At 58.3% G+C, this 24,807-nt stretch carries 28 protein-coding genes; 18 read left to right on the top strand and 10 right to left on the bottom strand.

Features of this window, described 5'->3' with window-relative positions:
* Window positions 1-150: 150 nt before the first annotated feature.
* Both D8U69_RS03775 and D8U69_RS03770 read right to left on the bottom strand, forming a co-directional pair.
* Window positions 151-1,371, bottom strand: a complete 1,221-nt coding sequence (locus D8U69_RS03775; protein ID WP_056854491.1) for a CaiB/BaiF CoA-transferase family protein — start codon at window positions 1,369-1,371, stop codon at window positions 151-153.
* Between the two features lie 13 nt (window positions 1,372-1,384).
* Window positions 1,385-2,566, bottom strand: a complete 1,182-nt coding sequence (locus D8U69_RS03770; RefSeq protein WP_130905144.1) for an acyl-CoA dehydrogenase — start codon at window positions 2,564-2,566, stop codon at window positions 1,385-1,387.
* 157 nt (window positions 2,567-2,723) lie between these two features.
* Here D8U69_RS03770 and D8U69_RS03765 point away from each other — a divergent pair, with 157 nt between their 5' ends.
* The 10 genes from D8U69_RS03765 to D8U69_RS03720 all read left to right on the top strand — a co-directional run bounded on the left by D8U69_RS03765 (window position 2,724) and on the right by D8U69_RS03720 (window position 12,635).
* Window positions 2,724-3,623 carry a LysR family transcriptional regulator gene (locus tag D8U69_RS03765; RefSeq protein ID WP_130906707.1) on the top strand — a complete coding sequence of 300 codons (900 nt, stop codon included), beginning with the start codon at window positions 2,724-2,726 and terminating at the stop codon, window positions 3,621-3,623.
* A gap of 435 nt (window positions 3,624-4,058) precedes the next feature.
* Complete coding sequence (locus D8U69_RS03760; RefSeq protein WP_056854489.1) at window positions 4,059-5,180, top strand: Re/Si-specific NAD(P)(+) transhydrogenase subunit alpha; 1,122 nt, start codon at window positions 4,059-4,061, stop codon at window positions 5,178-5,180.
* Window positions 5,181-5,191: 11 nt separating this feature from the next.
* Window positions 5,192-5,548 carry an NAD(P) transhydrogenase subunit alpha gene (locus tag D8U69_RS03755; protein WP_056854488.1) on the top strand — a complete coding sequence of 119 codons (357 nt, stop codon included), beginning with the start codon at window positions 5,192-5,194 and terminating at the stop codon, window positions 5,546-5,548.
* A complete protein-coding gene (locus D8U69_RS03750; protein WP_056854487.1) occupies window positions 5,545-6,978 on the top strand; it encodes an NAD(P)(+) transhydrogenase (Re/Si-specific) subunit beta in 1,434 nt (477 codons plus the stop codon). Before D8U69_RS03755 ends, D8U69_RS03750 begins: the two co-directional genes overlap by 4 nt.
* A gap of 214 nt (window positions 6,979-7,192) precedes the next feature.
* Window positions 7,193-8,686, top strand: a complete 1,494-nt coding sequence (locus tag D8U69_RS03745; protein ID WP_056854486.1) for an acetyl-CoA hydrolase/transferase family protein — start codon at window positions 7,193-7,195, stop codon at window positions 8,684-8,686.
* Between the two features lie 319 nt (window positions 8,687-9,005).
* Window positions 9,006-9,221: a DUF1127 domain-containing protein gene (locus D8U69_RS03740; RefSeq protein ID WP_007902752.1), complete on the top strand. Its 216-nt coding sequence runs from the start codon at window positions 9,006-9,008 to the stop codon at window positions 9,219-9,221.
* 364 nt (window positions 9,222-9,585) lie between these two features.
* Window positions 9,586-9,903, top strand: a complete 318-nt coding sequence (locus D8U69_RS03735; protein WP_056854485.1) for a DUF2388 domain-containing protein — start codon at window positions 9,586-9,588, stop codon at window positions 9,901-9,903.
* A 107-nt stretch (window positions 9,904-10,010) separates the two neighbouring features.
* The gene (locus tag D8U69_RS03730) at window positions 10,011-10,328 is read left to right on the top strand and encodes a DUF2388 domain-containing protein (protein WP_056854484.1); all 318 of its coding nucleotides are present in this window, start codon (window positions 10,011-10,013) and stop codon (window positions 10,326-10,328) included.
* Window positions 10,329-10,356: 28 nt separating this feature from the next.
* Complete coding sequence (locus tag D8U69_RS03725; RefSeq protein ID WP_056854483.1) at window positions 10,357-10,677, top strand: DUF2388 domain-containing protein; 321 nt, start codon at window positions 10,357-10,359, stop codon at window positions 10,675-10,677.
* Complete coding sequence (locus D8U69_RS03720; protein ID WP_056854482.1) at window positions 10,674-12,635, top strand: DUF4105 domain-containing protein; 1,962 nt, start codon at window positions 10,674-10,676, stop codon at window positions 12,633-12,635. Before D8U69_RS03725 ends, D8U69_RS03720 begins: the two co-directional genes overlap by 4 nt.
* Before the next feature lie 98 nt (window positions 12,636-12,733).
* On the opposite strand, the gene trpA is transcribed toward D8U69_RS03720, so the two are convergent.
* On the bottom strand, window positions 12,734-13,546 hold the full coding sequence (trpA, locus tag D8U69_RS03715) for a tryptophan synthase subunit alpha (protein ID WP_130906706.1): 813 nt from the start codon (window positions 13,544-13,546) through the stop codon (window positions 12,734-12,736).
* Window positions 13,546-14,766 (bottom strand): tryptophan synthase subunit beta, encoded by a 1,221-nt coding sequence (trpB, locus tag D8U69_RS03710; RefSeq protein ID WP_130906705.1) that lies wholly within the window; start codon window positions 14,764-14,766, stop codon window positions 13,546-13,548. The genes trpA and trpB overlap by 1 nt, the downstream gene beginning before the upstream one ends.
* A gap of 124 nt (window positions 14,767-14,890) precedes the next feature.
* On the opposite strand from trpB, the gene D8U69_RS03705 reads away from it, so the two are divergent.
* A complete protein-coding gene (locus D8U69_RS03705; RefSeq protein WP_130905142.1) occupies window positions 14,891-15,808 on the top strand; it encodes a LysR family transcriptional regulator in 918 nt (305 codons plus the stop codon).
* Here the strand turns inward: D8U69_RS03705 and D8U69_RS03700 are convergent.
* Window positions 15,781-16,107 carry a DUF883 family protein gene (locus D8U69_RS03700; protein WP_056854478.1) on the bottom strand — a complete coding sequence of 109 codons (327 nt, stop codon included), beginning with the start codon at window positions 16,105-16,107 and terminating at the stop codon, window positions 15,781-15,783. The genes D8U69_RS03705 and D8U69_RS03700 overlap by 28 nt on opposite strands.
* Before the next feature lie 158 nt (window positions 16,108-16,265).
* Here D8U69_RS03700 and D8U69_RS03695 point away from each other — a divergent pair, with 158 nt between their 5' ends.
* Together D8U69_RS03695 and D8U69_RS03690 are read left to right on the top strand one after the other, a co-directional pair.
* Window positions 16,266-16,481, top strand: a complete 216-nt coding sequence (locus D8U69_RS03695; RefSeq protein WP_056854477.1) for a dodecin — start codon at window positions 16,266-16,268, stop codon at window positions 16,479-16,481.
* Window positions 16,482-16,600: 119 nt separating this feature from the next.
* Window positions 16,601-16,822: a DUF1161 domain-containing protein gene (locus D8U69_RS03690; RefSeq protein WP_056854493.1), complete on the top strand. Its 222-nt coding sequence runs from the start codon at window positions 16,601-16,603 to the stop codon at window positions 16,820-16,822.
* A 63-nt stretch (window positions 16,823-16,885) separates the two neighbouring features.
* Here D8U69_RS03690 and D8U69_RS03685 read toward each other — a convergent pair whose 3' ends face one another.
* A complete protein-coding gene (locus D8U69_RS03685) occupies window positions 16,886-17,887 on the bottom strand; it encodes an LLM class flavin-dependent oxidoreductase (RefSeq protein ID WP_130905141.1) in 1,002 nt (333 codons plus the stop codon).
* Window positions 17,888-18,127: 240 nt separating this feature from the next.
* Here D8U69_RS03685 and D8U69_RS03680 point away from each other — a divergent pair, with 240 nt between their 5' ends.
* Window positions 18,128-18,559, top strand: a complete 432-nt coding sequence (locus D8U69_RS03680; protein ID WP_056854475.1) for an OsmC family protein — start codon at window positions 18,128-18,130, stop codon at window positions 18,557-18,559.
* Window positions 18,560-18,739: 180 nt separating this feature from the next.
* Complete coding sequence (locus tag D8U69_RS03675; protein ID WP_056854474.1) at window positions 18,740-18,973, top strand: DUF1161 domain-containing protein; 234 nt, start codon at window positions 18,740-18,742, stop codon at window positions 18,971-18,973.
* A 6-nt stretch (window positions 18,974-18,979) separates the two neighbouring features.
* Here D8U69_RS03675 and D8U69_RS03670 read toward each other — a convergent pair whose 3' ends face one another.
* Together D8U69_RS03670 and D8U69_RS03665 are read right to left on the bottom strand one after the other, a co-directional pair.
* The gene (locus tag D8U69_RS03670) at window positions 18,980-19,399 is read right to left on the bottom strand and encodes a hypothetical protein (RefSeq protein ID WP_056854473.1); all 420 of its coding nucleotides are present in this window, start codon (window positions 19,397-19,399) and stop codon (window positions 18,980-18,982) included.
* A gap of 40 nt (window positions 19,400-19,439) precedes the next feature.
* On the bottom strand, window positions 19,440-19,862 hold the full coding sequence (locus tag D8U69_RS03665; protein ID WP_056854472.1) for a hypothetical protein: 423 nt from the start codon (window positions 19,860-19,862) through the stop codon (window positions 19,440-19,442).
* Between the two features lie 58 nt (window positions 19,863-19,920).
* Here D8U69_RS03665 and D8U69_RS03660 point away from each other — a divergent pair, with 58 nt between their 5' ends.
* A complete protein-coding gene (locus D8U69_RS03660) occupies window positions 19,921-21,012 on the top strand; it encodes an aminopeptidase (RefSeq protein ID WP_056854471.1) in 1,092 nt (363 codons plus the stop codon).
* 109 nt (window positions 21,013-21,121) lie between these two features.
* Here D8U69_RS03660 and D8U69_RS03655 read toward each other — a convergent pair whose 3' ends face one another.
* Together D8U69_RS03655 and D8U69_RS03650 are read right to left on the bottom strand one after the other, a co-directional pair.
* Window positions 21,122-21,772, bottom strand: coding sequence for an HAD family hydrolase (locus D8U69_RS03655; protein WP_056854470.1), 651 nt, complete (start codon window positions 21,770-21,772; stop codon window positions 21,122-21,124).
* A 44-nt stretch (window positions 21,773-21,816) separates the two neighbouring features.
* A complete protein-coding gene (locus D8U69_RS03650; protein WP_056854469.1) occupies window positions 21,817-22,362 on the bottom strand; it encodes a gamma carbonic anhydrase family protein in 546 nt (181 codons plus the stop codon).
* Window positions 22,363-22,451: 89 nt separating this feature from the next.
* On the opposite strand from D8U69_RS03650, the gene prlC reads away from it, so the two are divergent.
* Both prlC and D8U69_RS03640 read left to right on the top strand, forming a co-directional pair.
* Window positions 22,452-24,503 carry an oligopeptidase A gene (prlC, locus tag D8U69_RS03645; protein ID WP_130906704.1) on the top strand — a complete coding sequence of 684 codons (2,052 nt, stop codon included), beginning with the start codon at window positions 22,452-22,454 and terminating at the stop codon, window positions 24,501-24,503.
* Window positions 24,500-24,787 (top strand): YheV family putative zinc ribbon protein, encoded by a 288-nt coding sequence (locus D8U69_RS03640; RefSeq protein WP_056854468.1) that lies wholly within the window; start codon window positions 24,500-24,502, stop codon window positions 24,785-24,787. The genes prlC and D8U69_RS03640 overlap by 4 nt, the downstream gene beginning before the upstream one ends.
* Window positions 24,788-24,807: the final 20 nt, after the last annotated feature.

Here is a 24,807-nt window from a genome sequence, read left to right as displayed (position 1 = left end):
GTTTCGACTGCGCCGGAAGTGGGGCGAATTATAGACACCTGAGATCTGCCGTCAAGCGTTGATTTGGTTTTTCTATCAATAACTTACGAAAGGCAAGAAAACAGCGCACCTGCACACACAAAACCCGCGCCTTCTATATAGAAGGCGCCTTCAGAGCACACCTGCGTCCTTCAACGCAGCCACCACACCCGCATCCAGCCCCAGCACTCGCTGCAGCACTTCCAGCGTATGCTCACCCAACAATGGCGGCGCTTGGCGGTACTCCACCGGCGTTTCGGACAAACGAATAGGACTTGCTACCTGAGGCACCATGCCAGCCAGCGCATGCGGCAATTCAATAGCCAGCCCTCGCGCCTTGACCTGCGGATCGGCAAACATTTGCGCCAGATCGTTGATCGGCCCGCAGGGCACGCCAGCCCGTTCGAGCTCAGCCACCCACTCAGCGGTAGTTTTGAACACCGTCGCCTGGCGGATCAGTGGAATCAGCACCGCTCGGTTGGCCACCCGCTGCTTGTTGGTTGCGAAACGAGGATCGTCTGCCCACTGGGGTTGCCCAGCCACTTCAGCGAACTTTCGGAACTGTCCGTCATTGCCCACGGTGAGGATGAAGTCGCCGTCAGCAGTAGGAAAGTCCTGATAAGGCACGATGTTCGGATGCGCATTGCCCAGGCGTTTCGGCGCATTACCCGTAGTCAGGTAATTCATCGCCTGGTTAGCCAGGCACGCCACCTGAACATCGAGCAGCGCCATATCGATATGCTGTCCGCCACCATCATGATCCCGATGCGCAAGCGCTGCGAGGATTGCCACGGTCGAATAGAGCCCTGTCAGGATGTCCGTCAGCGCAACGCCCACTTTAACCGGCCCGGCGCCTTCCTCACCCTCAGGTCGACCCGTCAGACTCATGAGCCCGCCGAGCCCCTGGATCATGAAATCGTAGCCAGCACGCTTGGCATACGGCCCGGTCTGACCAAACCCGGTAATCGAGCAATAGATCAGATTCGGGTTAATCGACCTTAGTGCTTCGTAGTCCAGCCCATAAGCGGCCAGACCACCCACCTTGAAGTTCTCGATCAGGATGTCTGATTTGGCCGCCAGATCACGCACCAGCTTCTGACCTTCAGGGCGCGTGAAGTCGATGGTGACCGACTGCTTGTTGCGATTGGCCGACAGATAATAAGCGGCCTCGCTGGTGTTCTCGCCATAAGCGTCCTTAAGGAAGGGCGGCCCCCAGGCGCGCGTGTCGTCACCGTTGCCAGGGCGCTCGACCTTGATCACTTCGGCGCCAAGGTCGGCGAGGATCTGCCCGGCCCACGGCCCGGCCAATACCCGCGACAAATCCAGTACCCGTAGATGTGAAAGCGCGCCCATGGTCGTTCTCCTATTAATAAAACGCCTGGATGCCGGTCTGCGCGCGACCAAGAATCAGCGCGTGGACGTCGTGTGTACCTTCATAGGTATTCACCACTTCCAGGTTGACCAGGTGACGAGCAACGCCGAACTCATCAGAGATACCGTTGCCACCCAACATGTCACGGGCCATGCGCGCAATGTCCAGCGACTTGCCGCAGGAGTTACGCTTCATCATCGAAGTGATTTCGACTGCCGCAGTACCTTCGTCCTTCATACGACCCAAGCGCAGGCAGCCCTGCAACGCCATGGTGATTTCGGTCTGCATGTCGGCCAGCTTCTTCTGGATCAGCTGAGTCGCAGCCAACGGGCGACCGAACTGCTGACGATCCAGCGTGTATTGGCGAGCGGTGTGCCAGCAGAACTCGGCAGCACCCAGCGCACCCCAGGAAATACCGTACCGAGCGGAGTTCAGACAGGTGAACGGTCCTTTCAAGCCTCGGACATCCGGGAAAATGTTCTCTTCCGGCACGAATACGTTGTCCATCACGATTTCACCGGTGATCGATGCACGCAGGCCGACCTTGCCGTGAATAGCCGGTGCGCTAAGGCCCTTCCAGCCTTTCTCCAGAACGAATCCGCGGATATCACCCGCATCGTCCTTGCCCCAAACGACAAAAACGTCAGCGATCGGGCTGTTGGTGATCCACATCTTGCTACCGGTCAAGCTGTAGCCGCCTTCCACTTTACGCGCACGAGTAATCATCGCGCCCGGGTCGGAACCGTGGTTAGGCTCCGTCAGACCGAAGCAGCCGATCCATTCGCCGGAAGCCAGTTTCGGCAGGTATTTCTGCTTTTGAGCTTCGGTACCGAATTCGTTGATCGGCACCATCACCAGCGAGGATTGCACACTCATCATCGAGCGGTAGCCCGAATCGACACGCTCGACTTCACGGGCAATCAGGCCATAGCTGACGTAGTTCAGGCCACTGCCACCGTATTGCTCAGGAATGGTGGCACCCAACAGGCCCACCTCCCCCATCTCGCGAAAGATCGCCGGATCGGTCTTTTCATGGCGGAAAGCTTCGAGAACCCGCGGCGCGAGCTTCTGCTGAGCGAACTGCGCAGCGGTGTCGCGAATCATGCGCTCTTCTTCGGTGAGCTGTTGATCCAGCAGCAGGGGATCGATCCAGTTGAAGCTAGCTTTACCGGCCATGAGTGTGTCCTCTCGAAACAGGTCAAATAACGTGGACTGATCCTAGGCCGGGTTCGGCGTCACGGCAAACGAGGATTTCGCATACTGTTGTGCTAATTTCTCACTCCGAAACGTCGCGCAATGCATTTAAGGCGATGTATTAGTGAGGTTGACGTACATGCGCAGAAAGATACCCAGCACAACCGCCCTGATAAGCTTTGAAGCGGCAGCGCGACACGAAAGCTTTACCAAAGCAGCCGAGGAGCTTTCGCTGACCCAAGGTGCAATCTGTCGACAGATCGCCAGCCTGGAAGAGTTCCTGAATGTGGAACTCTTTCGACGCTCACGGCGCGGTGTAAAGCTGACTGAAGCCGGGCTTTCCTACAGCCGTCGGGTTGCCACTCAACTCGACGCAGTCGAGCGCGACACTTTGTCGGTGATGGGCCAGCAGGGCGCCAACGTAATCGAGCTGGCCGTGGTACCGACTTTCGGCACCCAGTGGTTACTGCCGCGACTCAAAGACTTCCAACACAAACATCCCGAAGTGACGGTCAACCTGACCAACCGGACGCGGCCATTCCTGTTTGCCGACACGGACTTCGATGCCGCGATTTACTTTGGCGACGCGGATTGGTCGGGCACGGAATCCCACCGCTTGATGGGCGAAAATCCCATGCCCGTTTGCAGCCCCGGCCTACTCGGAAAGAAAACCATCCTTTCCCCCGAAGAAATCGCAGAACTCCCTCTCCTGCAACAAACCACCCGGCCGTATGCCTGGCGTCAGTGGTTCAACTCCCAGCATCTGAACATCCCTCGAGACATGACAGGCCCGCGCTACGAGCTATTCTCAATGCTCGCCCAGGCGGCGATGCACGACATGGGCATAGCATTGATTCCGCCATTCCTGATTCAACGCGAATTGACAGAGAAACGCCTGGTCATCGCCAACCCTCAGGCGCTCTCCAGTATCAAGGCGTATTACTTGATGATTCCTGAGCGAAAGGTCGAATCGGCATCTTTAAGGGCTTTTCGAGATTGGCTGGTCACGCAGGCGCACAGCTATAGCCTAGAAGAATAAAGGCCCGGATCGCCTTGTTGACTTCGTAGTCAGTTAATCAAAAACCCTACAGATATACGGATATGTCGCTTAAACACAAACTGTTTGGTAAAGCAGTACAAACGTCCCACAAGCGCCTGAAGACGCGGCTTTGCGCCACTATTGAGGGCCGATGCCGCATCATTCATACGGCCGATGTCCAATTTCCTGAATTTGCGCCAGAATCCTTACAAGGCACGGCCTGCAAGGGATTGAGCCGGTTGGTTGCGACATTCGGTCACGGGGTGACTTGTAGTTAATTTTCCGTCACCCGTCATAATCCCTTGAAGGGCACAAAGTTCGCCTGCAAAATGCCGCGCCCCGTCCTGATTTGGCGGGGTCGTGCTGATCGGCCGCCCCAGCCGCACCATCCGTAGTGCATGGGTTTACTCAATAAGATCACGCAGGAGATTTGACGTGCACATTGGTGTTCCTCTCGAAACCCAGACCGGTGAAACACGGGTTGCTGCAACCCCGGAAACCATCAAGAAGCTGATCGGCCAAGGTCATAAGGTCACTGTACAAAGCGGCGCCGGCATTAACGCCAGTGTTGTCGACAGTGCCTATGAAGCAGCGGGCGCAAGCATTGGCAGCGCCAGCGATGTGTTTGGCGCAGAGCTGATTCTTAAGGTAGTCGCCCCCAGCGACAGCGAACTCGCACTGATCAAGAGCGGCACCATTGTGGTGGGCATGCTCAATCCGTTCAGCAACGAAACCATCGCCAAGATGGCCGAATGCGGCATTACCGCATTCGCACTGGAAGCCGCGCCCCGCACGTCCCGCGCTCAGAGCCTGGATGTGCTGTCATCGCAAGCCAACATTGCCGGCTACAAGGCGGTGTTGTTGGCAGCTCATTACTATCCGCGCTTCATGCCAATGCTGATGACCGCTGCCGGCACCGTGAAAGCGGCGCGCGTTCTGATTCTCGGTGCCGGTGTGGCCGGGTTGCAGGCGATTGCCACGGCAAAACGCCTGGGAGCAGTGATCGAGGCGTCTGACGTGCGTCCTGCAGTCAAGGAGCAGATCGAATCTCTCGGCGCCAAGTTCGTCGACGTGCCTTACGAGACCGATGAAGAGCGCGAATGCGCCGTTGGTGTCGGCGGTTACGCACGCCCCATGCCCGCCAGCTGGATGCAGCGCCAGGCCGCAGCCGTGCACGAACGCGCCAAACAGGCTGACATCGTTATCACCACAGCGCTGATTCCAGGACGCAAGGCACCGACGCTGCTGAGCGCGGAAACCGTGGCACAGATGAAACCGGGTTCGGTGGTCGTCGACCTTGCGGCAGCTCAGGGCGGTAACTGCCCGCTGACCGTAGCCGATCAGGTGGTGGTCGAAAATGGCGTGACCATTGTCGGCCCTACCAACCTGGCCGGCGCGGTGGCAGCCGACGCTTCGGCGCTGTACGCGCGCAACCTGCTGGACTTCATGAAACTGTTGTTCGATAAAGAAGGACAACTGGTGATCAACCTCGAAGACGATATCGTCGCCGCGTGCCTGATGTGCCGCGACGGCCAGATCGTGCGCAAGAACGGCTGAGGATAAAAACAATGGAAGACATGCTGATCTCTGACGGTATCTACAACCTGATCATCTTCGTGCTGGCGATTTATGTCGGTTATCACGTGGTCTGGAACGTGACACCTGCGCTTCACACGCCCCTGATGGCGGTGACCAACGCTATCTCGGCAATTGTGATCGTCGGCGCCATGCTCGCTGCCGCGTTGACCGTCACGCCCCTGGGCAAAACCATGGGCACCCTGGCCGTAGCCCTGGCGGCGGTCAATGTGTTCGGTGGCTTCCTGGTCACCCGTCGCATGCTGGAAATGTTCAAGAAAAAAGCGGCGCCAGCAAAAGCTCCGGCAGCCAAGGCCGAAGCAGTCAAGGCTGAGGTGCAGCAAGCATGAGCATGAACCTCGTTACTTCCCTGTACCTGATCGCCTCGGTCTGCTTCATCCAGGCGCTCAAGGGCCTCTCGCATCCAACGACCTCGCGTCGCGGCAACCTGTTCGGCATGCTCGGCATGGGTCTGGCAGTCCTGACGACGGTCGGCCTGATCTACAAATTGGGTTCCGAACTGGCCCACGACGGCATCGTCTACGTGATCGTCGGCCTGTTGATCGGCGGTACCGCCGGTTCGATCATGGCCAAACGCGTTGAAATGACCAAAATGCCTGAGCTGGTCGCTTTCATGCACAGCATGATTGGCCTGGCAGCGGTGTTCATTGCCATTGCGGCGGTGGTCGAACCTCAATCGCTGGGCATCGTCAAGCAACTCGGCGACGCCATTCCGGCGGGTAACCGCCTGGAGCTGTTCCTGGGCGCGGCCATTGGTGCAATCACTTTCTCCGGTTCGGTGATCGCGTTCGGCAAACTGTCGGGCAAGTACAAGTTCCGCCTGTTCCAAGGCGCACCGGTACAGTTCAGCGGTCAGCACAAACTGAACCTGCTGTTGGGTGTAGCCACGCTGGCACTGGGCGTGACCTACATGCTGACGGGCAACCTGACTGCCTTCGCCGTGATGCTGGCTCTGGCCTTCGTCATGGGTGTGCTGATCATCATCCCGATCGGTGGCGCCGACATGCCGGTAGTGGTGTCGATGCTCAACAGCTATTCCGGCTGGGCAGCGGCGGGCATTGGTTTCTCGCTGAACAACTCGATGCTGATCATCGCCGGTTCGCTGGTGGGCTCAAGCGGTGCGATCCTCTCGTACATCATGTGCAAGGCGATGAACCGCTCCTTCTTTAATGTATTGCTCGGCGGTTTCGGCAATACAGCCGATGCAGGTCCTGCAGGCGCGAAGGAAGCCCGCCCGGTGAAATCCGGTTCGGCTGATGACGCGACCTTCCTGCTGACCAACGCCGACACCGTGATCATCGTCCCGGGCTACGGCCTGGCGGTAGCGCGGGCGCAGCATGCATTGAAGGAACTGACCGAGAAGCTGACCCACCGCGGCGTGACCGTGAAGTACGCGATCCACCCGGTTGCAGGTCGTATGCCGGGCCACATGAACGTGTTGCTGGCCGAGGCCGAAGTGCCTTACGACCAGGTGTTCGAGATGGAAGACATCAACTCCGAGTTCGGCCAGGCAGACGTGGTGCTGGTACTCGGCGCGAACGACGTGGTCAACCCGGCCGCCAAGAACGATCCGAAATCGCCGATTGCCGGCATGCCGATTCTCGAAGCGTTCAAGGCCAAGACCATCATCGTCAACAAGCGCTCGATGGCCAGCGGCTATGCCGGTCTGGACAACGAACTGTTCTACCTGGACAAGACCATGATGGTGTTCGGCGACGCCAAGAAAGTCATCGAAGACATGGTTAAAGCCGTCGAATAAATCTCTCGGCACGACTGAAACGCCCCGACTCGTCGGGGCGTTTTTGTTTGTGCAAAGCGTCGGACAATCGACGTCTTTGTTACCGATCCGGTAACGGTGTTTTGCTTGAAAGCCCCGAAATAGACGCCTCGTTTGCGACCTTGGTAGCGGGACAGCGGCTAGCGAAATTAACTAGACTGCGCATCCTGATACCCGTTGCCCGAGATAACAATCCATGTACCGTGACCGTATTCGCCTGCCATCGTTGTTGGACAAAGTGATGAGCGCTGCCGACGCCGCCGCTCTGATTCAGGACGGCATGACCGTTGGCATGAGCGGCTTCACCCGCGCCGGCGAAGCCAAGGCCGTACCCCACGCACTGGCGGAGCGAGCCAAGGTCACGCCGCTGAAGATCAGCCTGATGACCGGCGCCAGTCTGGGCAACGACCTCGACAAGCAACTCACCGAAGCCGGCGTGCTGTCACGCCGCATGCCGTTCCAGGTGGACAGCACCTTGCGCAAGGCGATTAACGCAGGCGAGGTGATGTTCATCGATCAACACCTTTCGGAAACCGTCGAGCAACTGCGCAATCAACAGCTCAAGTTGCCAGATATCGCGGTGATCGAAGCCGTGGCCATCACCGAGCAAGGCCATATCGTGCCGACTACATCGGTGGGTAACTCGGCCAGCTTCGCGATTTTCGCCAAACACGTGATCGTCGAGATCAACCTGGCACACAACCCGAATCTCGAAGGTCTGCACGACATCTATATTCCGACCTATCGTCCGACCCGCACGCCGATCCCACTGGTCAAGGTCGACGATCGCATTGGCAGCAGCGCAATCCCGATCCCGCCGGAAAAGATTGTGGCGATCGTCATCACCCAGCAACCGGACTCACCATCCACCGTGCTGCCACCCGACGCCGACACCCAAGCCATTGCCGATCACTTGATCGACTTCTTCAAGCAGGAAGTGGACGCCGGGCGCATGACCAATAAGCTCGGGCCGCTGCAGGCCGGGATCGGTACCATCGCCAACTCGGTGATGTGCGGCCTGATCGACTCGCCTTTCGAAGACCTGACGATGTATTCCGAAGTGCTGCAGGACTCGACGTTCGACCTGATCGACGCGGGCAAGCTGAGCTTTGCTTCGGGAAGCTCCATCACCCTCTCCAGCCGCCGCAATGCTGACGTGTTCGGCAACCTGGAGCGCTACAAGGACAAACTGGTGCTGCGCCCTCAGGAGATCTCCAATCACCCCGAAGTGGTACGTCGCCTCGGGATCATCGGTATCAACACGGCGCTTGAGTTCGACATCTATGGCAACGTCAACTCCACCCACGTCTGCGGCACGCGGATGATGAATGGGATTGGCGGTTCGGGTGACTTTGCACGCAATGCGCACCTGGCGATCTTCGTGACCAAGTCGATTGCCAAGGGCGGCGCGATTTCCAGCGTGGTGCCGATGGTCAGCCATGTCGACCACACCGAGCATGACGTCGACATCCTGGTCACCGAAATCGGTTTGGCCGATCTGCGCGGCCTGGCGCCCCGCGAGCGGGCGCGGGTGATCATCGACAACTGCGTACACCCGGATTACCGCCAGGCCCTCAGCGATTATTTTGAAAAGGCTTGCGCAGTGGGCGGACATACCCCGCATATCCTGCGTGATGCCCTGAGCTGGCACATGAACCTGGAAGAAACCGGGCGAATGATCGCCAGTTAATTGGTACAGATTGCCGCTGACGCAAACACAGTTTCGTCAGCGGGCAATTGCAAGACGCTTTACTTACAAAAACTGTACTGCTGTACCGGTCTTTTCCTACAGCTATAGCCTACTCATCAAGTCTTAATGGCCGAAAATGCACCATAATGGCGCAGACAAGTACAGTTGCCTCAATTTAGACCAGTACACCGCCTATAAACAGTTAACTGAGCCCTCACAATACAGATGAACTGTATCTACAGTGGCTAGGCAAGAGAGAGGATCATGGGCACCAGTTAAACCACTACCTAATCCCGCCACAAGCGGAAGGATGTCAATCATGGAACGTACACTCAGTTCCGAACTGTTCTTCGAAGACACTGCTGCAAAAACCCAGGCTTCCATGCCTCTGCGCGTTATCGCCAACCTGATGCTGTGGCAGCGCCGCATCTCCAGCCGCCATCAACTGGCTCGTCTGGATTCGCGTCTGCTGGCTGATGCCGGGATTAGCGAAGCACAACGCTACGAAGAGCTGAGCAAGCCGTTCTGGCGCTAAGTTAGCGTCGCTGGCCCTGACCTGATGGTCCATCGCCAGCAACCCGAATTGAAAAAACGAAACCCGTCGTGGGAAACCACGACGGGTTTCGTCGTTTTGGAGCCAGAATTTCGGCCATCTGATTCAAATAGGTACAGTTTTAAGTATTGATATTCTAACCAGTACAATTTTGGCATTTCACGTCTTCAGAGAACCTGATCAGCGTCACGCAAATCAGCCAATATCCCGGCCCGAACAAACGACACTGTGCGAATCGTTGCGCACAGGCCTAATATCAAACCAATAAGTGGCGAATGCCAAGCGTCTGGCGTCAGACTCCGCACAGAGCGCCACCTTAAAATTGCCCATCAAAAGGAGTTACACCATGTCCCGTCTTCGTCTGCTTAGCGCTGCAGCCCTGCTTGCCGTGGCTGCCAATTCCCACGCCACCAGCTTCATCGTGACCACCGATGCCGTCGTTGGTGCACTCAAGGCCACATCGGACGCGACCTCCGACGTCACGTCTTCTTTTAGAGACGACAAAATTGTACTCGCGGCCCGTGACGACGCTGCCAGCTTCGTTGCCAGTGAAGGCGCCATCCGTGGCGTAAAACTGGAAAGCGCTCTCGACCACATTCGCCATCAGGCGCCACAACTCAACGCGACAGACGCACAACTGGCACAGGCGATCCTGACGATCTAAGCGACTGCTTTGAAGAGGGACACGTCAGACGTGTCCCGATATTTCGACGCTGGCTCTAGACCGGGCCTTGCGCTAGCCTTGAGACTCACTTTCAACTGTCGAGTCTCATGCGTTTTTTTTCATATCTGTTAATCCCTTCACTGTTTTTTGCGGCCACCTACTCAGGCGCGGCCCAGGCTTTCGATGCCTTCAACCTGTCCACGCAAGGCACCGTAGCCAGCGGTTACGCCACAAGCATGGTGACCTCCGCGCCCTTCGACCATAAACTGCTGCTCGCCGCCCGGGATGATGCCGCGGCGTTCATCGCCAGTGATGGCCAACTCAGAGGCGCACAACTGGAATCGGCCCTGTCTTACCTGCGCCGGACCCAGCCAAAACTTCATGCAAGCGACCTTGAACTGGCACAGGCAATTCTCGTCCAATAGTTATCCCAAGTTTCTCCGGAGTCGTTCCATGCGTAACCCGCTGATTGCCGCCACCCTCGGCCTGCTGTTGTTGGCCGATGTGGCACAGGCCCATACCCTGGTTGCCACCAGTAACATCCTTATCCGCGCGACCCAGCGCACACTCGATTTCACGTCTGATACAACAACGTCCATTCGCGACTCGAAAATCGTCCGCGAAGCTCAAGACGATGCCGCCAGCTTTGTCGCCAGTAACGGAGACATCCGTGGTGCGCACCTGGAATCGGCTTTCAGTTTGTTGCGCACCCGCGTTCCGGAAGCCCGAGACGCCAGTGATCAGGATCTCGCTGAAGCCATCCTCGCACTGTGAGGTCTCCAGTCACCTGGCTGTTGGCCGGGGTCATGTTGCTGCTCGGCAACATGGCCCACGCCGACCTCGAACTGCATCTCAAGACCGAAGGCCTGAGCCCCGCACAGCAGCAGGCCAGCCAGGCATTGCTGGATGAAGCCATGCAGGCATTGCCGCCGCATTTCATCAAGCAACTCGACCGTCGAATTGACGTCGGCTGGACCGATGACATGCCCGCCAACGCCTACGGCCAGGCGTCCCCGGTTTCTGAGCTCGATTTGAACCGCAATCTGCTGGCCAGCCTCACCGATGGCAGCGCAGCCACCAAGAAAACCTATCGTCCTCACGGCACAGTGCGTCGGGAAATGCTGGCCACGGTTCTGCACGAACTGACCCACATTTATGATCGCTCGCGTTTGTGGCCACAGGCGCAGCGCTCGCTGATTCAGCGCTGTACCCGCCAGGACAGCAGCGCAGGGCTGGTCGGTATTCCAGATGAATGCCGAGGCCAGTCTGGCCGCCGCTTTACCCTCAGCGACGATCCGCGCTTGCTTGATCTCGCCGGTTGGCCGCAATACGTGGGTCGTCGTGGTGAGCGTGAACAGCACAACCGCCAGATTGCCCGCAGCCCGGACATCTACGAGACCAGCAGCCCTAAGGAATTCGTCGCGGTCAACATGGAGTATTTCCTGCTTGACCCGAGTTATGCCTGCCGTCGTCCGGCGCTGTACCGCTATTACAAAGAGCACTTTGGATGGGCACCCACCGCCAAGAGCGACTGCGGTAAAACCTTCGCTTTCCTGAATGCCGGCAATGATTTTGCCAAAACCCCGCTGGGCCAGGTCGATCCAGAGCGAGTTTATGCCGTCGACTATTTGCTGGCCGAGGCTAACCAGAACTGGGTCAGTCGATGGGGCCACAGCATGTTGCGCCTGGTGATCTGCGCACCGGGACGCCCACGCGGGCCGGATTGTCGGTTGGATCTGGACCAGCATCTGGTGCTGTCATATCGGGCCTTTGTCGGCGACGTGCAGCTGTCGAGCTGGGACGGTCTGGTGGGTAAATATCCGTCACGTCTGTTTGTATTACCGCTGGCTCAAGTCATTGACGAGTACACCAAGACTGAATTGCGCAGCCTGGCATCCGTACCGCTGGACCTTTCGCGCAGCGAGATCGAAGGTGTGGTTGAGCGCGCCGCCGAGATGCACTGGAGTTACGACGGCAACTACTTTTTCCTCTCCAACAATTGCGCCGTAGAGGAGCTGAAGTTACTGCGCAGTGGCACTAACAATTCAAAACTGGTTGCTCTGGACAACATCATGCCCAACGGCCTGCTGGAAGTGCTGAAAGGGCGCGGGCTGGCGGACACCAGTGTGCTGGACGATCCCCGCGAAGCACTGCGCCTGGGCTATCGGTTCGACTCGTTCCGGGATCGCTATCAAGCGATGTTTGATGTGCTGAAAAAAAGCCTGCCGGTCAAACAGGAAACCGTCGAAGACTGGCTGGACTTGAAGGCCGAAGAGCGCCGCACGTGGTTCGAACAGGCAGATCTGCGCACCAGCGCGGCCCTTCTGTTGCTCGAGCAAGCAAGCTTCCGGCGCCAGTTGTTGCTGGCTCAGGACGAAGTCAAACAGCGTTACCTGGGCGCTCGAGAATTGAAAAACGGCGGGATGGACAAGGCTAATGCAACGCTGAGGCAGATTCTCGATAACAGCGGCTTCCTCAGTCGACCGGCCGAATTGCTCGGCAGCGGAGGATACGGCTTGCCGCAGCCGAATGAATGGCAGCGCCTGGAGTCGGAAAGCAGCCTGCGGCAAAAGCAGCTTCAAGCCTTGACCGGGGATCTGGACAAGGAAGTACGGGCGCTGCTCGAACCGTCCCGAGCAGCCGAAATGGCTGCCAACGAGGCTAACGTGAAACAAATTGGCGAGCATCTGCGTAAATTGCACAAGGCGTCGGGTGGGCTGGAGTTGCCTTGATATAGGCCTTTCCCCTCCCCTGACGCGCAACAAAAAAAGGCTTCAGAACCGAGTTCTGAAGCCTTTTTGTTGATTCCCGTACGTCGGGGAAATCACCCTCAGCTGACGCGTGCCTGGCGCACGCCGTCGGCCAGCGCCGAGCACAGGCTCAATACACCATCGATTGCCTGGTCCGGTGTAGTGGCATTGGCGATGTGATCGATCAACGCCGACCCCACCACCACACCATCGGCCAGACGCGCGATGGCCGCCGCTTGTTCTGGTGTGCGAATGCCAAAACCGATACTGATCGGCAGATCGGTATGACGGCGCAGGCGAGCGACCGCTTCTTCGACATGTTCCAGCGTTGCGGCGCCAGCACCGGTCACACCGGCCACGGACACGTAGTACACGAAGCCGGAGCTGCCATTGAGCACCGTTGGCAAACGCACGTCATCGGTGGTCGGCGTGGTCAGGCGGATGAAGTCGATGCCGGCAGCCTGCGCCGGGTCGCACAGTTCGCCGTTATGCTCAGGCGGCATGTCGACCACGATCAAGCCATCGACGCCGGCCTCTTTCGCTTCGGCGATGAAACGTGGCACGCCGTACATGTGGATGGGGTTGAAGTAGCCCATCAGCACCAGCGGGGTTTCGTTGTTGTCCTTGCGGAATTCACGAACCATTTCCAGGGTTTTCGCCAGGTTCTGCCTGGCACCCAGGGCACGGATGTTGGCGAGCTGGATCGCTGGGCCGTCGGCCATCGGATCGGTGAAGGGCATGCCCAATTCGATCACGTCAGCGCCGGCTGCCGGCAAGCCTTTGAGGATGGCCAACGAGGTGTCGTAGCTCGGGTCGCCAGCGGTGACGAAGGTCACCAGCGCGGCACGGTTCTGTTCCTTGAGTTCGGCAAAACGTGTTTGCAGGCGGCTCATCAGTGTTTCTCCTGCTTGGATTGGTCCATGTGGTGCATCACGGTTTGCATGTCTTTGTCGCCACGGCCGGACAGGTTGACGACCATCAGGTGATCCTTCGGCAGGTTCGGGGCGCGCTTGAACACTTCAGCCAGGGCATGGGCGCTTTCCAGGGCAGGAATGATCCCTTCCAGACGGCAGCATTGATGGAACGCCGCAAGGGCTTCGTCATCAGTCACCGAGGTGTACTGAACGCGGCCGATGTCATGCAACCAGGCGTGTTCCGGACCAATACCCGGATAGTCGAGGCCGGCGGAAATCGAGTGGGCATCGATGATCTGGCCATCTTCGTCCTGCAGCAGGAAGGTGCGGTTACCATGCAGCACGCCGGGTACACCACCATTGAGGCTGGCTGCGTGCTTGCCGGTTTCAATGCCATAACCGGCTGCTTCAACACCGATGATTTCAACGCTCTTGTCGTCGAGGAACGGATGGAACAAGCCCATGGCGTTGGAGCCGCCGCCGATGCACGCCACCAGGCTGTCCGGCAGACGGCCTTCCTGGGCTTGCAGTTGATCACGGGTTTCCTTGCCGATGACGGCCTGGAAGTCGCGAACCATCGCTGGATACGGGTGCGGACCGGCTACGGTGCCGATCAGGTAGAAGGTGCTGTCGACGTTGGTCACCCAGTCACGCAAGGCTTCGTTCATCGCGTCCTTGAGAGTGCCGGTGCCGGCCACGACTGGAATCACCTCGGCGCCCAGCAGCTTCATGCGAAATACGTTGGCCTGCTGACGTTCGATGTCAGTGGTACCCATGTAGATCACGCAATCGAGACCAAAACGCGCGGCCACGGTGGCAGTCGCCACACCATGCATGCCAGCGCCGGTTTCGGCGATGATGCGTTTCTTGCCCATGCGCCGCGCCAGCAGGATCTGGCCGATGCAATTGTTGATCTTGTGCGCGCCGGTGTGGTTCAGCTCTTCACGCTTGAGGTAAATCTTCGCACCGCCGCAGAACTCGGTCAGGCGTTCGGCGAAATACAGAGGACTTGGACGACCGACGTAATCGCGCTGGAAGTAGGCCAATTCTTCTTTGAATGCCGGATCTTCCTTGGCCACTTCGTATTCGCGGGCCAGATCGAGGATCAACGGCATCAGGGTTTCGGCAACGTAACGGCCGCCGAACGCGCCAAACAGGCCGTTGGCATCAGGGCCGTTGCGCAGATTGGTCTGGGTCATTTGGGCGCTCCAGTTGAATGCGTGAATGGGGCATAAAGAGACAGTGGGGTCCACTCTACCCCTGACGTCCTCGACTGAAAACCGATAAGATCGCCATAACCTGTCAGGAAAACTCACAGATAAAATGAGCCACGACCTCCCCCCGCTCAATGCCCTGCGCGCCTTCGAGGCAACCGCCCGGCTGAACAGTGTCAGTCAGGCAGCGGAGCAGTTGCACGTAACTCACGGCGCAGTCAGCCGTCAGCTCAAGGTGCTGGAAGAACACCTCGGCGTCAGCCTTTTCGTCAAGGATGGCCGTGGCCTTAAACTCACAGATGCCGGAATGCGGCTACGCGACGCCAGTGCTGAAGCTTTCGAACGCTTGCGTACGGTTTGCGCCGAGCTCACGCAAAGCACGGCGGATGCGCCATTTGTGCTGGGTTGTTCGGGGAGCCTCCTGGCACGCTGGTTCATTCCGCGCCTGGGTCGATTGAATGCCGACTTGCCTGACCTGCGTTTGCACCTGTCTGCCGGGGAAGGCGATCTCGATCCGCGTCGCCCGGGCCTGGATGCCTTGCTGGTTTTTGCCGAGCCGCCCTGGCCTGCGGACATGCAGGTCTTTGAACTGACCAGCGAGCGGATCGGCCCGGTCATGAGCCCGCGGTTCGCCGGCTTCGAGCGCCTGAAAACGGCACCGCCCAGCGCGTTGCTCAATGAATCGTTGCTGCACACCACTTCCCGGCCGCAGGCCTGGCCCAGCTGGGTGCAACAAAGCGGCCTCGACGCCAAGGCGTTGAAGTACGGACAGGGTTTCGAACATTTGTATTACTTGCTGGAAGCGGCCGTGGCCGGGCTGGGTGTGGCGATTGCCCCGGAGCCGCTGGTGGCTGAAGATTTGAAGGCCGGCCGTTTGGTAGCGCCATGGGGTTTCAGCGAAACCCCGGCACATCTGGCGCTGTGGCTACCCAAGCGCGCCGCGGACGGGCGCGCCCGGCAACTGGCGCATTGGCTCAAGAATGAGTTGCGCCAGACGGATCAGTCACCGCGTTTGCATAGCAAGTAAGCCGCCAACAGGCCCAGTGCACCGACGGCAACACCCGCTGTAGTCCAAGGGTGTTCCTGGGCGTAGTCCCGGGTTGCAATACCTGTCTCACGGGTTTTGACCTTGACCTCTTCATAGGCATCGGCGAGCAGATGGCGCGAATGCCGCAATGCGTTCTCGGCGTTGCCTTTGAGCACCTTGAGGGTTTTACGCGACTCGTCCGAGGCGTCTTCCTTCAGGTTTTCCAAGGATTTGAGCAGACTCTCGATCTCCGCTTCCATGCTTTGCAATGAGGCTTTACGTAACGAGCTGTTGGCCATGGTGGCTCTCCTGCATTGTTGATGAGTGGCGTGTGTTGGTTGGGACTTCAGCGGTTCGAGAAAGTGCAGTAAATCTGAACTTCCATGTCGGATCGAGCGACAGAAGTAAGACACAAATTCACTGCTAGGCTGTACTTCACACCCAAAAGGAGAACCCCATGTCTGACCATCACACCTACAAGAAAGTCGAATTGGTTGGCTCATCCACCAGCAGCATTGAAGATGCGATCAACAACGCCCTGGCTGAAGCGGCCAAAAGCATCAAACACATGGAATGGTTTGAAGTGACCGAAACCCGTGGGCATATCCAGGACGGCAAGGCTGCACACTTTCAGGTGACGCTGAAAGTCGGATTCCGGATTGCCAGCAGCTGAGGGTCGACCCGTCTTCTGAACTTGCGCGCTGGCCGATTGCCATAGGGAATGGCAAAGCGCTACATAAGTGCGTCCAGCCGACGCTGGGCGCCCCTTTGAACCGACCGGGGATGCGACTGATGAAGAAGTTTATTTTGGCAATTGGATTATTGAGCCTTGCAGGCACCGTGTTCGCCGCCGGTAAGTCATGCGAAGAGCTCAAAGCGGAAATCGCCGCAAAACTGGATGCCAAGGGCGTTTCCGGGTATTCGCTGGAAATTGTCGATAAAGGCACCGAGGCCGGCGGGCAAGTGGTCGGCACCTGTGAAAGCGGTACCAAGGTCATTGTCTACAAAAAATAGCCTGATTCCTTCAGACAATAAAAAGCCGACGCAAAACGTCGGCTTTTTACGCCTGCCTGAAGATCAGCCTTTCATGACTTGCGCCAACAATTCGTAGGAATGCAGACGATCGGAATGTTCATACAGGTCGCAGGTAAAGATCAACTCATCGGCCTGAGTCTGTTCGATCAACACTTCCAGTCTGGCGCGGATTTTCTCCGGGCCGCCGATCATTGCCAGACCGAGGAAATCGCTCACCGCTTCTCGCTCATGGGGCAGCCACAGGCCATCCATGGTTTTCACCGGTGGGCGCTGGACCAGGCTCTGGCCTCGCATCAGGGCGAGAATGCGCTGGAACACCGAGGTGGCCAGATAGTCCGCCTGTTCATCGGTGTCAGCCGCCACCAGCGGTACGCCGAGCATCACGTAGGGCTTGTCCAGGACCGCGGAAGGTGTGAAGTGATTGCGGTAGACGCGAATCGCCTCGTGCATGAAGCGCGGTGCGAAATGTGACGCAAAGGCGTAAGGCAATCCTCTTTCGCCCGCCAGTTGCGCACTGAACAGGCTGGACCCCAGCAGCCAGATCGGAACATTCGTACCGGTGCCCGGCATCGCGATGACGCGCTGGTCCGGCGTGCGAGGGCCGAGGTAACGCGCCAGTTCCGCAACATCTTCCGGAAAATCATCGGCACTGCCGGAACGTTCACGACGCAGGGCTCGGGCGGTCATCTGATCCGAGCCCGGCGCACGTCCGAGGCCGAGGTCGATCCGCCCCGGATAAAGGCTTTCCAAGGTGCCGAATTGTTCAGCAATCACCAATGGCGCGTGGTTGGGCAGCATCACCCCACCCGAACCGACACGGATGGTCGATGTGCCCCCCGCCAGATAACCCAACAGCACCGAGGTCGCGGAACTGGCAATGCCATCCATGTTGTGATGTTCGGCGACCCAAAAACGGTGGTAGCCGAATTTTTCCACATGCTGCGCCAGGTCCAGCGAATTGCGCAGCGATTGCGCTGCGCTGCCGTTTTCCCGCACGGGCACCAGATCGAGGGTCGAGAACTTGATATCGGACAGTCGTTTCATAAACCTGCTACTCCAATTGAGGGCGCAGGTTTTTCTCGCGAACGAAAACCTGCCGAATCCAAAAGCGTGTTTCATGCAATGAGGGCATATACCCGAGTTTCAATAGCACGGGGAAAATTCGTACAAAAAAAGCGGACGGATCAGATGAGATGAACTTTGCGCCAAGGTCTATCCTCAGAACCCTGACAAACCAAACCAAATAGGCACGACGCTTCGTGCCGAATCCTGGAGGAGACAAGCATGGCGATCATCAAGAAAGCATCAGCCCATTGGGAAGGTGATCTGAAAACCGGCATCGGCTCGATTTCCACGGAAACCGGTGTACTTCGGGAAGCGCCCTACGGCTTCAAGGCGCGCTTCGAAGGCGGCAAGGGCACCAACCCTGAAGAGCTGATCGGCGCCGCCCACGCGGGTTGTTTTTCCATGGCATTTTCCATGATTCTCGGCGACGCGGGCCTCAAGGCTGACAGTATTGATACCAATGCCGAAGTCACGCTGGACCAGGTGGATGGCGGTTTTGCGATCACGGCCGTGAAACTGATCCTCAAAGCGAAAATTCCCGGCGCCAGCCAGGCGCAGTTCGAAGAGCTGAGCAACAAGGCCAAGGAAGGATGCCCGGTTTCCAAAGTGCTGAATGCAAGGATCACCCTGGAAGCCACGCTGGTCAGTTGAACACTGATTAAAGATCGCAGCCTCAGGCAACCCCTACAGGGTCAACGTGAATCTGTGGAGCTGCCGAAGGCTGCGATCTTTTTTGCCTTGAAACAAACAACGCTTGCAAAACTGTGGTCGAATTAATGACAGCAGCCCAAACGCACGGATATGCGTGCTGCCTCAAAAGGAGCTTCAACCATGAAACGTTTTGCCTTGGCGGTTATCTGTTGCGCGTTGGCCACATCGGCCTTTGCCGCACCCAAGCCCTGTGAAGAACTCAAGGCCGAAATCGAAGCCAAGATCCAGGCAAGTGGCGTTACGTCCTACACCCTGGAGATCGTGGCCAACGACGAAGTGCACGATCAGAACATGGTCGTAGGCTCATGCGAGAACGGCACCAAGAAAATCATTTACCAGAAGAACGATCGCTGACCGACCCTACGGAACACAGTTGATCTGGCGTTCTTCGGCAACGATTTCATGTTTGGCGTTATACAGGCGTGCTTGCGGGGTGAACGCCATGGAGCGGGCCTGAAGCAGATAACGCTGACCGGCTTCGAAATGATCGTACTTGATGATCATGTAGCACAGCCGTTCCGTGCCACCATCCATTAGGTCCGAACTTCCACCCGGCACTTCGAAATCGAAGCGAACAGTCAACTCATGACTACCCGGGGTGACCTGGAAAAAACGTCCATCACGCAATCGCTGGTTGTCCAGACGCTCGGCCATCAACAATTTGTCGTTGGGAAATGGCGTAGAGAAATCGACCCACGCCATTTGCGGATTAGCTGCCGGCATCGGTGTCGAACAACCGGCCACCGCACTTGCGGTCAGTAACAGCAATAACCTGCGCATGATGAATATCCCGATGTCTGGATACTCAGGATAGCGCTGATCAGGTGCGTTGGCAGCCAGCCGGTGTGCCTTGACCGATGACTTTTCGCTGCTGATCGTAAAGTTTGGCCCACGGGCGGAAGCCAATGTTCCCCGCTTGCAGTTGATAGCGCTCACCGGCATTGAAACCGTTGAATTTCACGTTCATCTGACAATCACGCCACAGCGGCTCGGCATCGGGGCCGATGTTGGTGGGCTGCACCGGAAACTGATAGCGAACCGTCAACTCATGACTGCCCGGCTGCACCTCGAAGTAACGCTTGTCGGTGGCCGCCTTGTTGTCCACCTCCATCGCCAGCAGTGCCGTGTCTTCCTGATGCGACTCCAGATCGATCCATGCCTGCGTCGGATCATGGTGAGGTAACCCGAACCCGGCACAACCGGCCAGCATCAGCAGGCCTCCCGTCAGCATCAACTTGCGCATAGCGGAGCTCCAGTCAAGCGGGATAGTCTTGCGAGCAGACTCTCCAGAGATTTTTATTTTGATCAGGCCGCGTCCAAGCCTTGGGTTACTTGATCGCGTTTTACGCGTTTTGTTTCCGGGTGCGTTATTTTTGTTGCTCAACGGTTGTTCCAGCATCAGTTACTACAGCCAACTGGCCAGCGGTCAGATGCAGTTGCTGCGGGCACGGGAGCCGGTTTCCAGTGTCATTGCCGACTCTCAGCGAGATCAGAAACTGCGTGCGCATCTGGCCGAATCGCAAAAGGCCCGGACGTTCGCCAGCCGACAGTTGCACCTGCCGGATAACCAGAGTTACCGCTTGTACGCTGACATTGGTCGCCCTTATGTAGTCTGGAACGTATTTGCCACGCCGGAATTTTCCCTGAAACCGCAAAATCACTGCTTCCCGATTGCCGGGTGCGTGGCGTATCGCGGCTATTACAGCCAGAGTGCCGCTCGCGGTGAGGCGGCGTTGCAGCGCCTGCAAGGCCTGGACGTATCCATCGGCGGCGTCGAGGCGTACTCGACACTGGGCTGGTTCAATGATCCGATCATGAGTTCGATGATGGGCTGGGGCGACGAACGCCTGGCCACGCTGATCTTTCACGAACTGGCGCATCAACGCGTGTACGTGAAGGACGACACGGAGTTCAACGAGTCATTCGCCACCTTCGTCGAACAGGAGGGCACCCGCCAATGGCGTGCCTACCGTCGCCTGCCGCCTGAAAGCGGAGCGCAGGCACGGCAACGGGCTCAATTCATTGAGCTGGTTCTGGACACCCGCAGCCGCCTTGAAAACCTGTACGCCCAGCCCTTGCCGCCGGAGCAAATGCGTCAGCGCAAAGCGGCGGAGTTCGAACGCATGCGCGACGAGTACCGCCAATTGCGCGACAGCCAATGGGCCGGGGATAAACGCTATGACGCATGGATCAATGCCCCGATGAACAACGCGCGGCTGTTGCCGTTTGGGCTCTATGACCAGTGGGTGCGGGCGTTTGCAGCGTTATTCAAGCAGGCTGGTGGGGATTGGGTGGCGTTTTATATGGCGGCGGAAGAGCTGGGGGCGTTGCCGCTGGAAAAACGTAAAGCGGCGTTGAAAACATTGGCGGGCTCAAAAATCTCTGGAGGTTGAACCGACGTCATCGCGGGCAAGCCTTGCTCCTACGAATTTGCGTCGAGTGAAAAATCCATGAACGACAACAACTCTGTAGGAGCAAGGCTTGCCCGCGATGGCGACTTCATTAGCCGCGCAAAAACGCCTGGTGCATCTCGTCCAGCGTTTCAAAATGATAGGCCGGCGCTTCAGCGCTCAGCTCTTCCCGACTGCCAAATCCGTACCCCACCGCCGCGGCGTCCAGGCCATTGCTGCGTGCGCCAATCAGGTCGTGCTTGCGGTCGCCGATCATCAGCGTATTGGCCGGGTCCAGGCCTTCCTCGGCTACCAAGTGCGCGATCAGCTCGACCTTATTGGTCCGGGTGCCATCGAGCTCACTGCCGTAAATCACTTTGAAATGTTTGGCGAAGTCGAAATGCCGGGCGATTTCACGGGCGAACACCCACGGCTTGGAGGTGGCGATGTAAAGCTGTCGCCCTTGGCCTCCAAGGGTTTCCAGTAGCGGGGTGACGCCATCAAATACACGGTTTTCGTACAGGCCGGTGACTTTGAAACGCTCCCGGTAGAAATTCACCGCTTCCCAGGCCTTTGGCTCATCAAACCCATAGAACTGCATGAACGCCTGCAACAACGGCGGACCAATGAAGTGTTCGAGCCGGGTCAGGTCGGGCTCATCGATGCCGAGCTTGCTCAAGGCAAATTGGATCGAACGTGTAATGCCCTCGCGCGGATCAGTCAGCGTGCCGTCGAGGTCGAATAAAACGGTTTGGTAATGCATGAAAATTCCTGGGCAATGGCGAGGCGCTTTTCGTTATCAGGGGCTTAGTTTTGGTCGTAGCCTTCGGCCAGATGCAGATCCTTGAGTTTCACGTAGTTCGCCGCGCTATAAGTGAAAAAGGCTTGTTCCTTGTCAGTCAGCGGTCTTACCTGCTTCACCGGACTGCCCACATACAAAAAGCCGCTTTCCAGGCGTTTGCCCGGTGGTACGAGGCTGCCGGCACCAATGATCACATCGTCGGCAACCACCGCGCCGTCCATCACGATGCTGCCCATGCCGATCAACACCCGGCTGCCCACGCTGCACCCGTGCAACATGACTTTGTGGGCAATCGTCACGTCATCGCCGATCAGCAACGGGAAACCGTCGGGGTTGAACGGCCCGGCATGGGTGATGTGCAGCACGCAGCCATCCTGCACGCTGGTGCGCGCACCGATGCGGATGCGGTGCATGTCGCCGCGGATCACCGTCAACGGCCATACCGAGCTGTCCTCGCCGATTTCTACGTCGCCGATCACCACCGCCGAGCGGTCGACAAAGGCGCCTTTACCCAGCAACGGCGTGTGGTTCTGGTATTTGCGAAGATTCACGATAGGATTTCTCTCTGTTGCTGATAGCTGCGGTGAACGTCGATTGTAATTAAGATGGCTGCATGTTTCTTCCAGCCAAGGTGCCAACCGTGAGCGTGAACAACCCTCTTTTGCAGTCCTACGACCTGCCGCCGTTCTCCGCGATCCGTGCCGAGCATGTGCAACCGGCCATTGAACAGATCCTGGCGGATAACCGTGCCGCCATTATCGAGATCCTCAAGACCCAGGGCAAACAACCGACCTGGGCCGGCCTGGTGCTGGCGATGGATGAACTCAACGACCGCCTGGGCGCCGCCTGGAGCCCGGTCAGCCACTTGAACGCCGTGTGCAACAGCGCCGAACTGCGCGAAGCCTACGAGTCATGCCTGCCGGCATTGAGCGCTTACTCGACTGAAATGGGCCAGAACCGTGAACTGTTCCAGGCCTATGAAGCCTTGGCCAACAGCCCGGAAGCCGCCGGTTTCGACGTTGCGCAAAAAACCATCCTGGAACACGCCCTGCGCGACTTCCGTCTGTCGGGTATCGACCTGCCGGAAGCGCAGCAGAAGCGCTATGCCGAAGTGCAGAGCAAACTGTCCGAGTTGGGCAGCCGCTTCTCCAACCAGTTGCTCGACGCAACCCAGGCCTGGACCAAGCACATCACCGATGAAGCCGCCCTCGCCGGCCTGACCGATTCGGCCAAGGCGCAAATGGCCGCCGCGGCACAAGCCAAAGAACTGGAAGGCTGGCTGATCACTCTGGAGTTCCCAAGCTACTACGCGGTGATGACCTACGCCCACGACCGTGCGCTGCGTGAAGAAGTCTACGCCGCCTACTGCACCCGTGCGTCGGATCAAGGCCCGAATGCCGGGCAGAACGATAACGGTCCGGTGATGGAAGAAATCCTCGACCTGCGTCAGGAACTGGCAAAACTCCTGGGCTTCGGCAGTTTCTCGGAATTGAGCCTGGCCACCAAAATGGCCGAGTCCAGCGACCAGGTGCTGAGCTTCCTGCGCGATCTGGCCCAACGCAGCAAGCCGTTCGCCGCCCAGGACCTGCAACAACTCAAGGCTTACGCCGCGGAGCAGGGCTGCGCGGATCTGCAAAGCTGGGACAGCGGTTTCTACGGCGAAAAACTCCGCGAACAGCGCTACAGCGTTGCCCAGGAAGCGCTGCGTGCCTACTTCCCGATCGATAAAGTACTGGGCGGTCTGTTCGCCATCGTTCAGCGCCTCTACGGCATCGAGATCGCCGAACAAAAAGGCTTCGACACCTGGCACCCGGATGTTCGCCTGTTCGAAATCAAGGAAAACGGCCAGCACGTCGGCCGCTTTTTCTTCGATCTCTACGCCCGCGCCAACAAACGCGGCGGGGCCTGGATGGACGGCGCCCGGGACCGTCGCCGCACCGCTGGCGGAGTGCTGCAAAGCCCGGTGGCCAACCTGGTGTGCAACTTCACCCCGGCCGACAGCGGCAAGCCTGCGCTGCTGACCCACGATGAAGTCACCACGCTGTTCCACGAGTTCGGCCATGGCCTGCACCACTTGCTGACCCGGGTCGAGCACGCCGGCGTGTCCGGAATCAACGGCGTGGCCTGGGATGCGGTCGAGTTGCCGAGCCAGTTCATGGAAAACTGGTGCTGGGAGCCGGAAGGCCTGGCGCTGATTTCCGGTCATTACGAAACCGGCGAGCCGTTGCCGCAGGACCTCCTGCAAAAAATGCTTGCGGCGAAGAACTTCCAGTCCGGCCTGATGATGGTGCGCCAACTGGAGTTCTCACTGTTCGACTTCGAACTGCATGCCACTCACGGCGACGGCCGTAGCGTGCTGCAAGTGCTCGAAGGGGTGCGGGACGAGGTTTCTGTGATGCGCCCACCGGCCTACAACCGCTTCCCCAACAGCTTTGCGCACATCTTCGCCGGCGGTTACGCCGCGGGGTACTACAGCTATAAATGGGCAGAAGTGCTGTCCGCCGATGCGTTTTCGAAGTTCGAGGAAGAAGGCGTGCTCAACGCCGACACTGGCCGCGCATTCCGCGAGGCGATTCTCGCGCGGGGGGGTTCCCAGGAGCCGATGGTGTTGTTCGTCGACTTCCGTGGCCGCGAGCCTTCGATTGACGCACTCTTGCGCCACAGCGGCCTGAGTGAGGACGCGGCAGCATGAGTGAGGGTCCCGTGATTACCAAACGACGCTTTATCGCCGGGGCGGTTTGCCCGGCCTGCAGTGAGCCGGACAAGTTGATGATGTGGAACGAAGACAGCGTGCCGCATCGTGAATGCGTGGCTTGCGGATACTCGGACACGCTCAATGAACAAGGTTTGTCGGTGCCCAAGGAACTGGGCACCCGGGTCAATACGTCTGCCCTGAAGGCACCTGATACCAAGGTTCAGGCAGTGCAGTTTTTCCCGAACCCGAAGCTGAAAAAGAAACCTGACGAGCAGCATTGAGTAGAAAGACGCCTCCCGAT

It is taken from the genome of Pseudomonas sp. Sample_16, from assembly GCF_004307665.1.
GTDB lineage: Bacteria > Pseudomonadota > Gammaproteobacteria > Pseudomonadales > Pseudomonadaceae > Aquipseudomonas.
The sequence above is the reverse complement of the archived record's forward strand: the minus strand, read 5'-3'. Positions and strand labels throughout refer to the sequence as shown.

Coding starts and splice junctions, on each gene's coding strand:
- D8U69_RS03675 (WP_056854474.1), top strand. CDS start 18,740: ATGAAACGTTTTGCCTTGGCGGTTATCTGTTGCGCGTTGGCCACATCG.
- D8U69_RS03755 (WP_056854488.1), top strand. CDS start 5,192: ATGGAAGACATGCTGATCTCTGACGGTATCTACAACCTGATCATCTTC.
- D8U69_RS03705 (WP_130905142.1), top strand. CDS start 14,891: ATGAGCCACGACCTCCCCCCGCTCAATGCCCTGCGCGCCTTCGAGGCA.
- D8U69_RS03770 (WP_130905144.1), bottom strand. CDS start 2,566: ATGGCCGGTAAAGCTAGCTTCAACTGGATCGATCCCCTGCTGCTGGAT.
- D8U69_RS03695 (WP_056854477.1), top strand. CDS start 16,266: ATGTCTGACCATCACACCTACAAGAAAGTCGAATTGGTTGGCTCATCC.
- D8U69_RS03690 (WP_056854493.1), top strand. CDS start 16,601: ATGAAGAAGTTTATTTTGGCAATTGGATTATTGAGCCTTGCAGGCACC.
- D8U69_RS03730 (WP_056854484.1), top strand. CDS start 10,011: ATGCGTTTTTTTTCATATCTGTTAATCCCTTCACTGTTTTTTGCGGCC.
- D8U69_RS03640 (WP_056854468.1), top strand. CDS start 24,500: ATGAGTGAGGGTCCCGTGATTACCAAACGACGCTTTATCGCCGGGGCG.
- D8U69_RS03750 (WP_056854487.1), top strand. CDS start 5,545: ATGAGCATGAACCTCGTTACTTCCCTGTACCTGATCGCCTCGGTCTGC.
- D8U69_RS03765 (WP_130906707.1), top strand. CDS start 2,724: ATGCGCAGAAAGATACCCAGCACAACCGCCCTGATAAGCTTTGAAGCG.
- D8U69_RS03745 (WP_056854486.1), top strand. CDS start 7,193: ATGTACCGTGACCGTATTCGCCTGCCATCGTTGTTGGACAAAGTGATG.
- D8U69_RS03700 (WP_056854478.1), bottom strand. CDS start 16,107: ATGGCCAACAGCTCGTTACGTAAAGCCTCATTGCAAAGCATGGAAGCG.
- D8U69_RS03670 (WP_056854473.1), bottom strand. CDS start 19,399: ATGCGCAGGTTATTGCTGTTACTGACCGCAAGTGCGGTGGCCGGTTGT.
- D8U69_RS03655 (WP_056854470.1), bottom strand. CDS start 21,772: ATGCATTACCAAACCGTTTTATTCGACCTCGACGGCACGCTGACTGAT.
- D8U69_RS03775 (WP_056854491.1), bottom strand. CDS start 1,371: ATGGGCGCGCTTTCACATCTACGGGTACTGGATTTGTCGCGGGTATTG.
- trpA (WP_130906706.1), bottom strand. CDS start 13,546: ATGAGCCGCCTGCAAACACGTTTTGCCGAACTCAAGGAACAGAACCGT.
- D8U69_RS03725 (WP_056854483.1), top strand. CDS start 10,357: ATGCGTAACCCGCTGATTGCCGCCACCCTCGGCCTGCTGTTGTTGGCC.
- D8U69_RS03680 (WP_056854475.1), top strand. CDS start 18,128: ATGGCGATCATCAAGAAAGCATCAGCCCATTGGGAAGGTGATCTGAAA.
- D8U69_RS03740 (WP_007902752.1), top strand. CDS start 9,006: ATGGAACGTACACTCAGTTCCGAACTGTTCTTCGAAGACACTGCTGCA.
- D8U69_RS03665 (WP_056854472.1), bottom strand. CDS start 19,862: ATGCGCAAGTTGATGCTGACGGGAGGCCTGCTGATGCTGGCCGGTTGT.
- D8U69_RS03685 (WP_130905141.1), bottom strand. CDS start 17,887: ATGAAACGACTGTCCGATATCAAGTTCTCGACCCTCGATCTGGTGCCC.
- trpB (WP_130906705.1), bottom strand. CDS start 14,766: ATGACCCAGACCAATCTGCGCAACGGCCCTGATGCCAACGGCCTGTTT.
- D8U69_RS03735 (WP_056854485.1), top strand. CDS start 9,586: ATGTCCCGTCTTCGTCTGCTTAGCGCTGCAGCCCTGCTTGCCGTGGCT.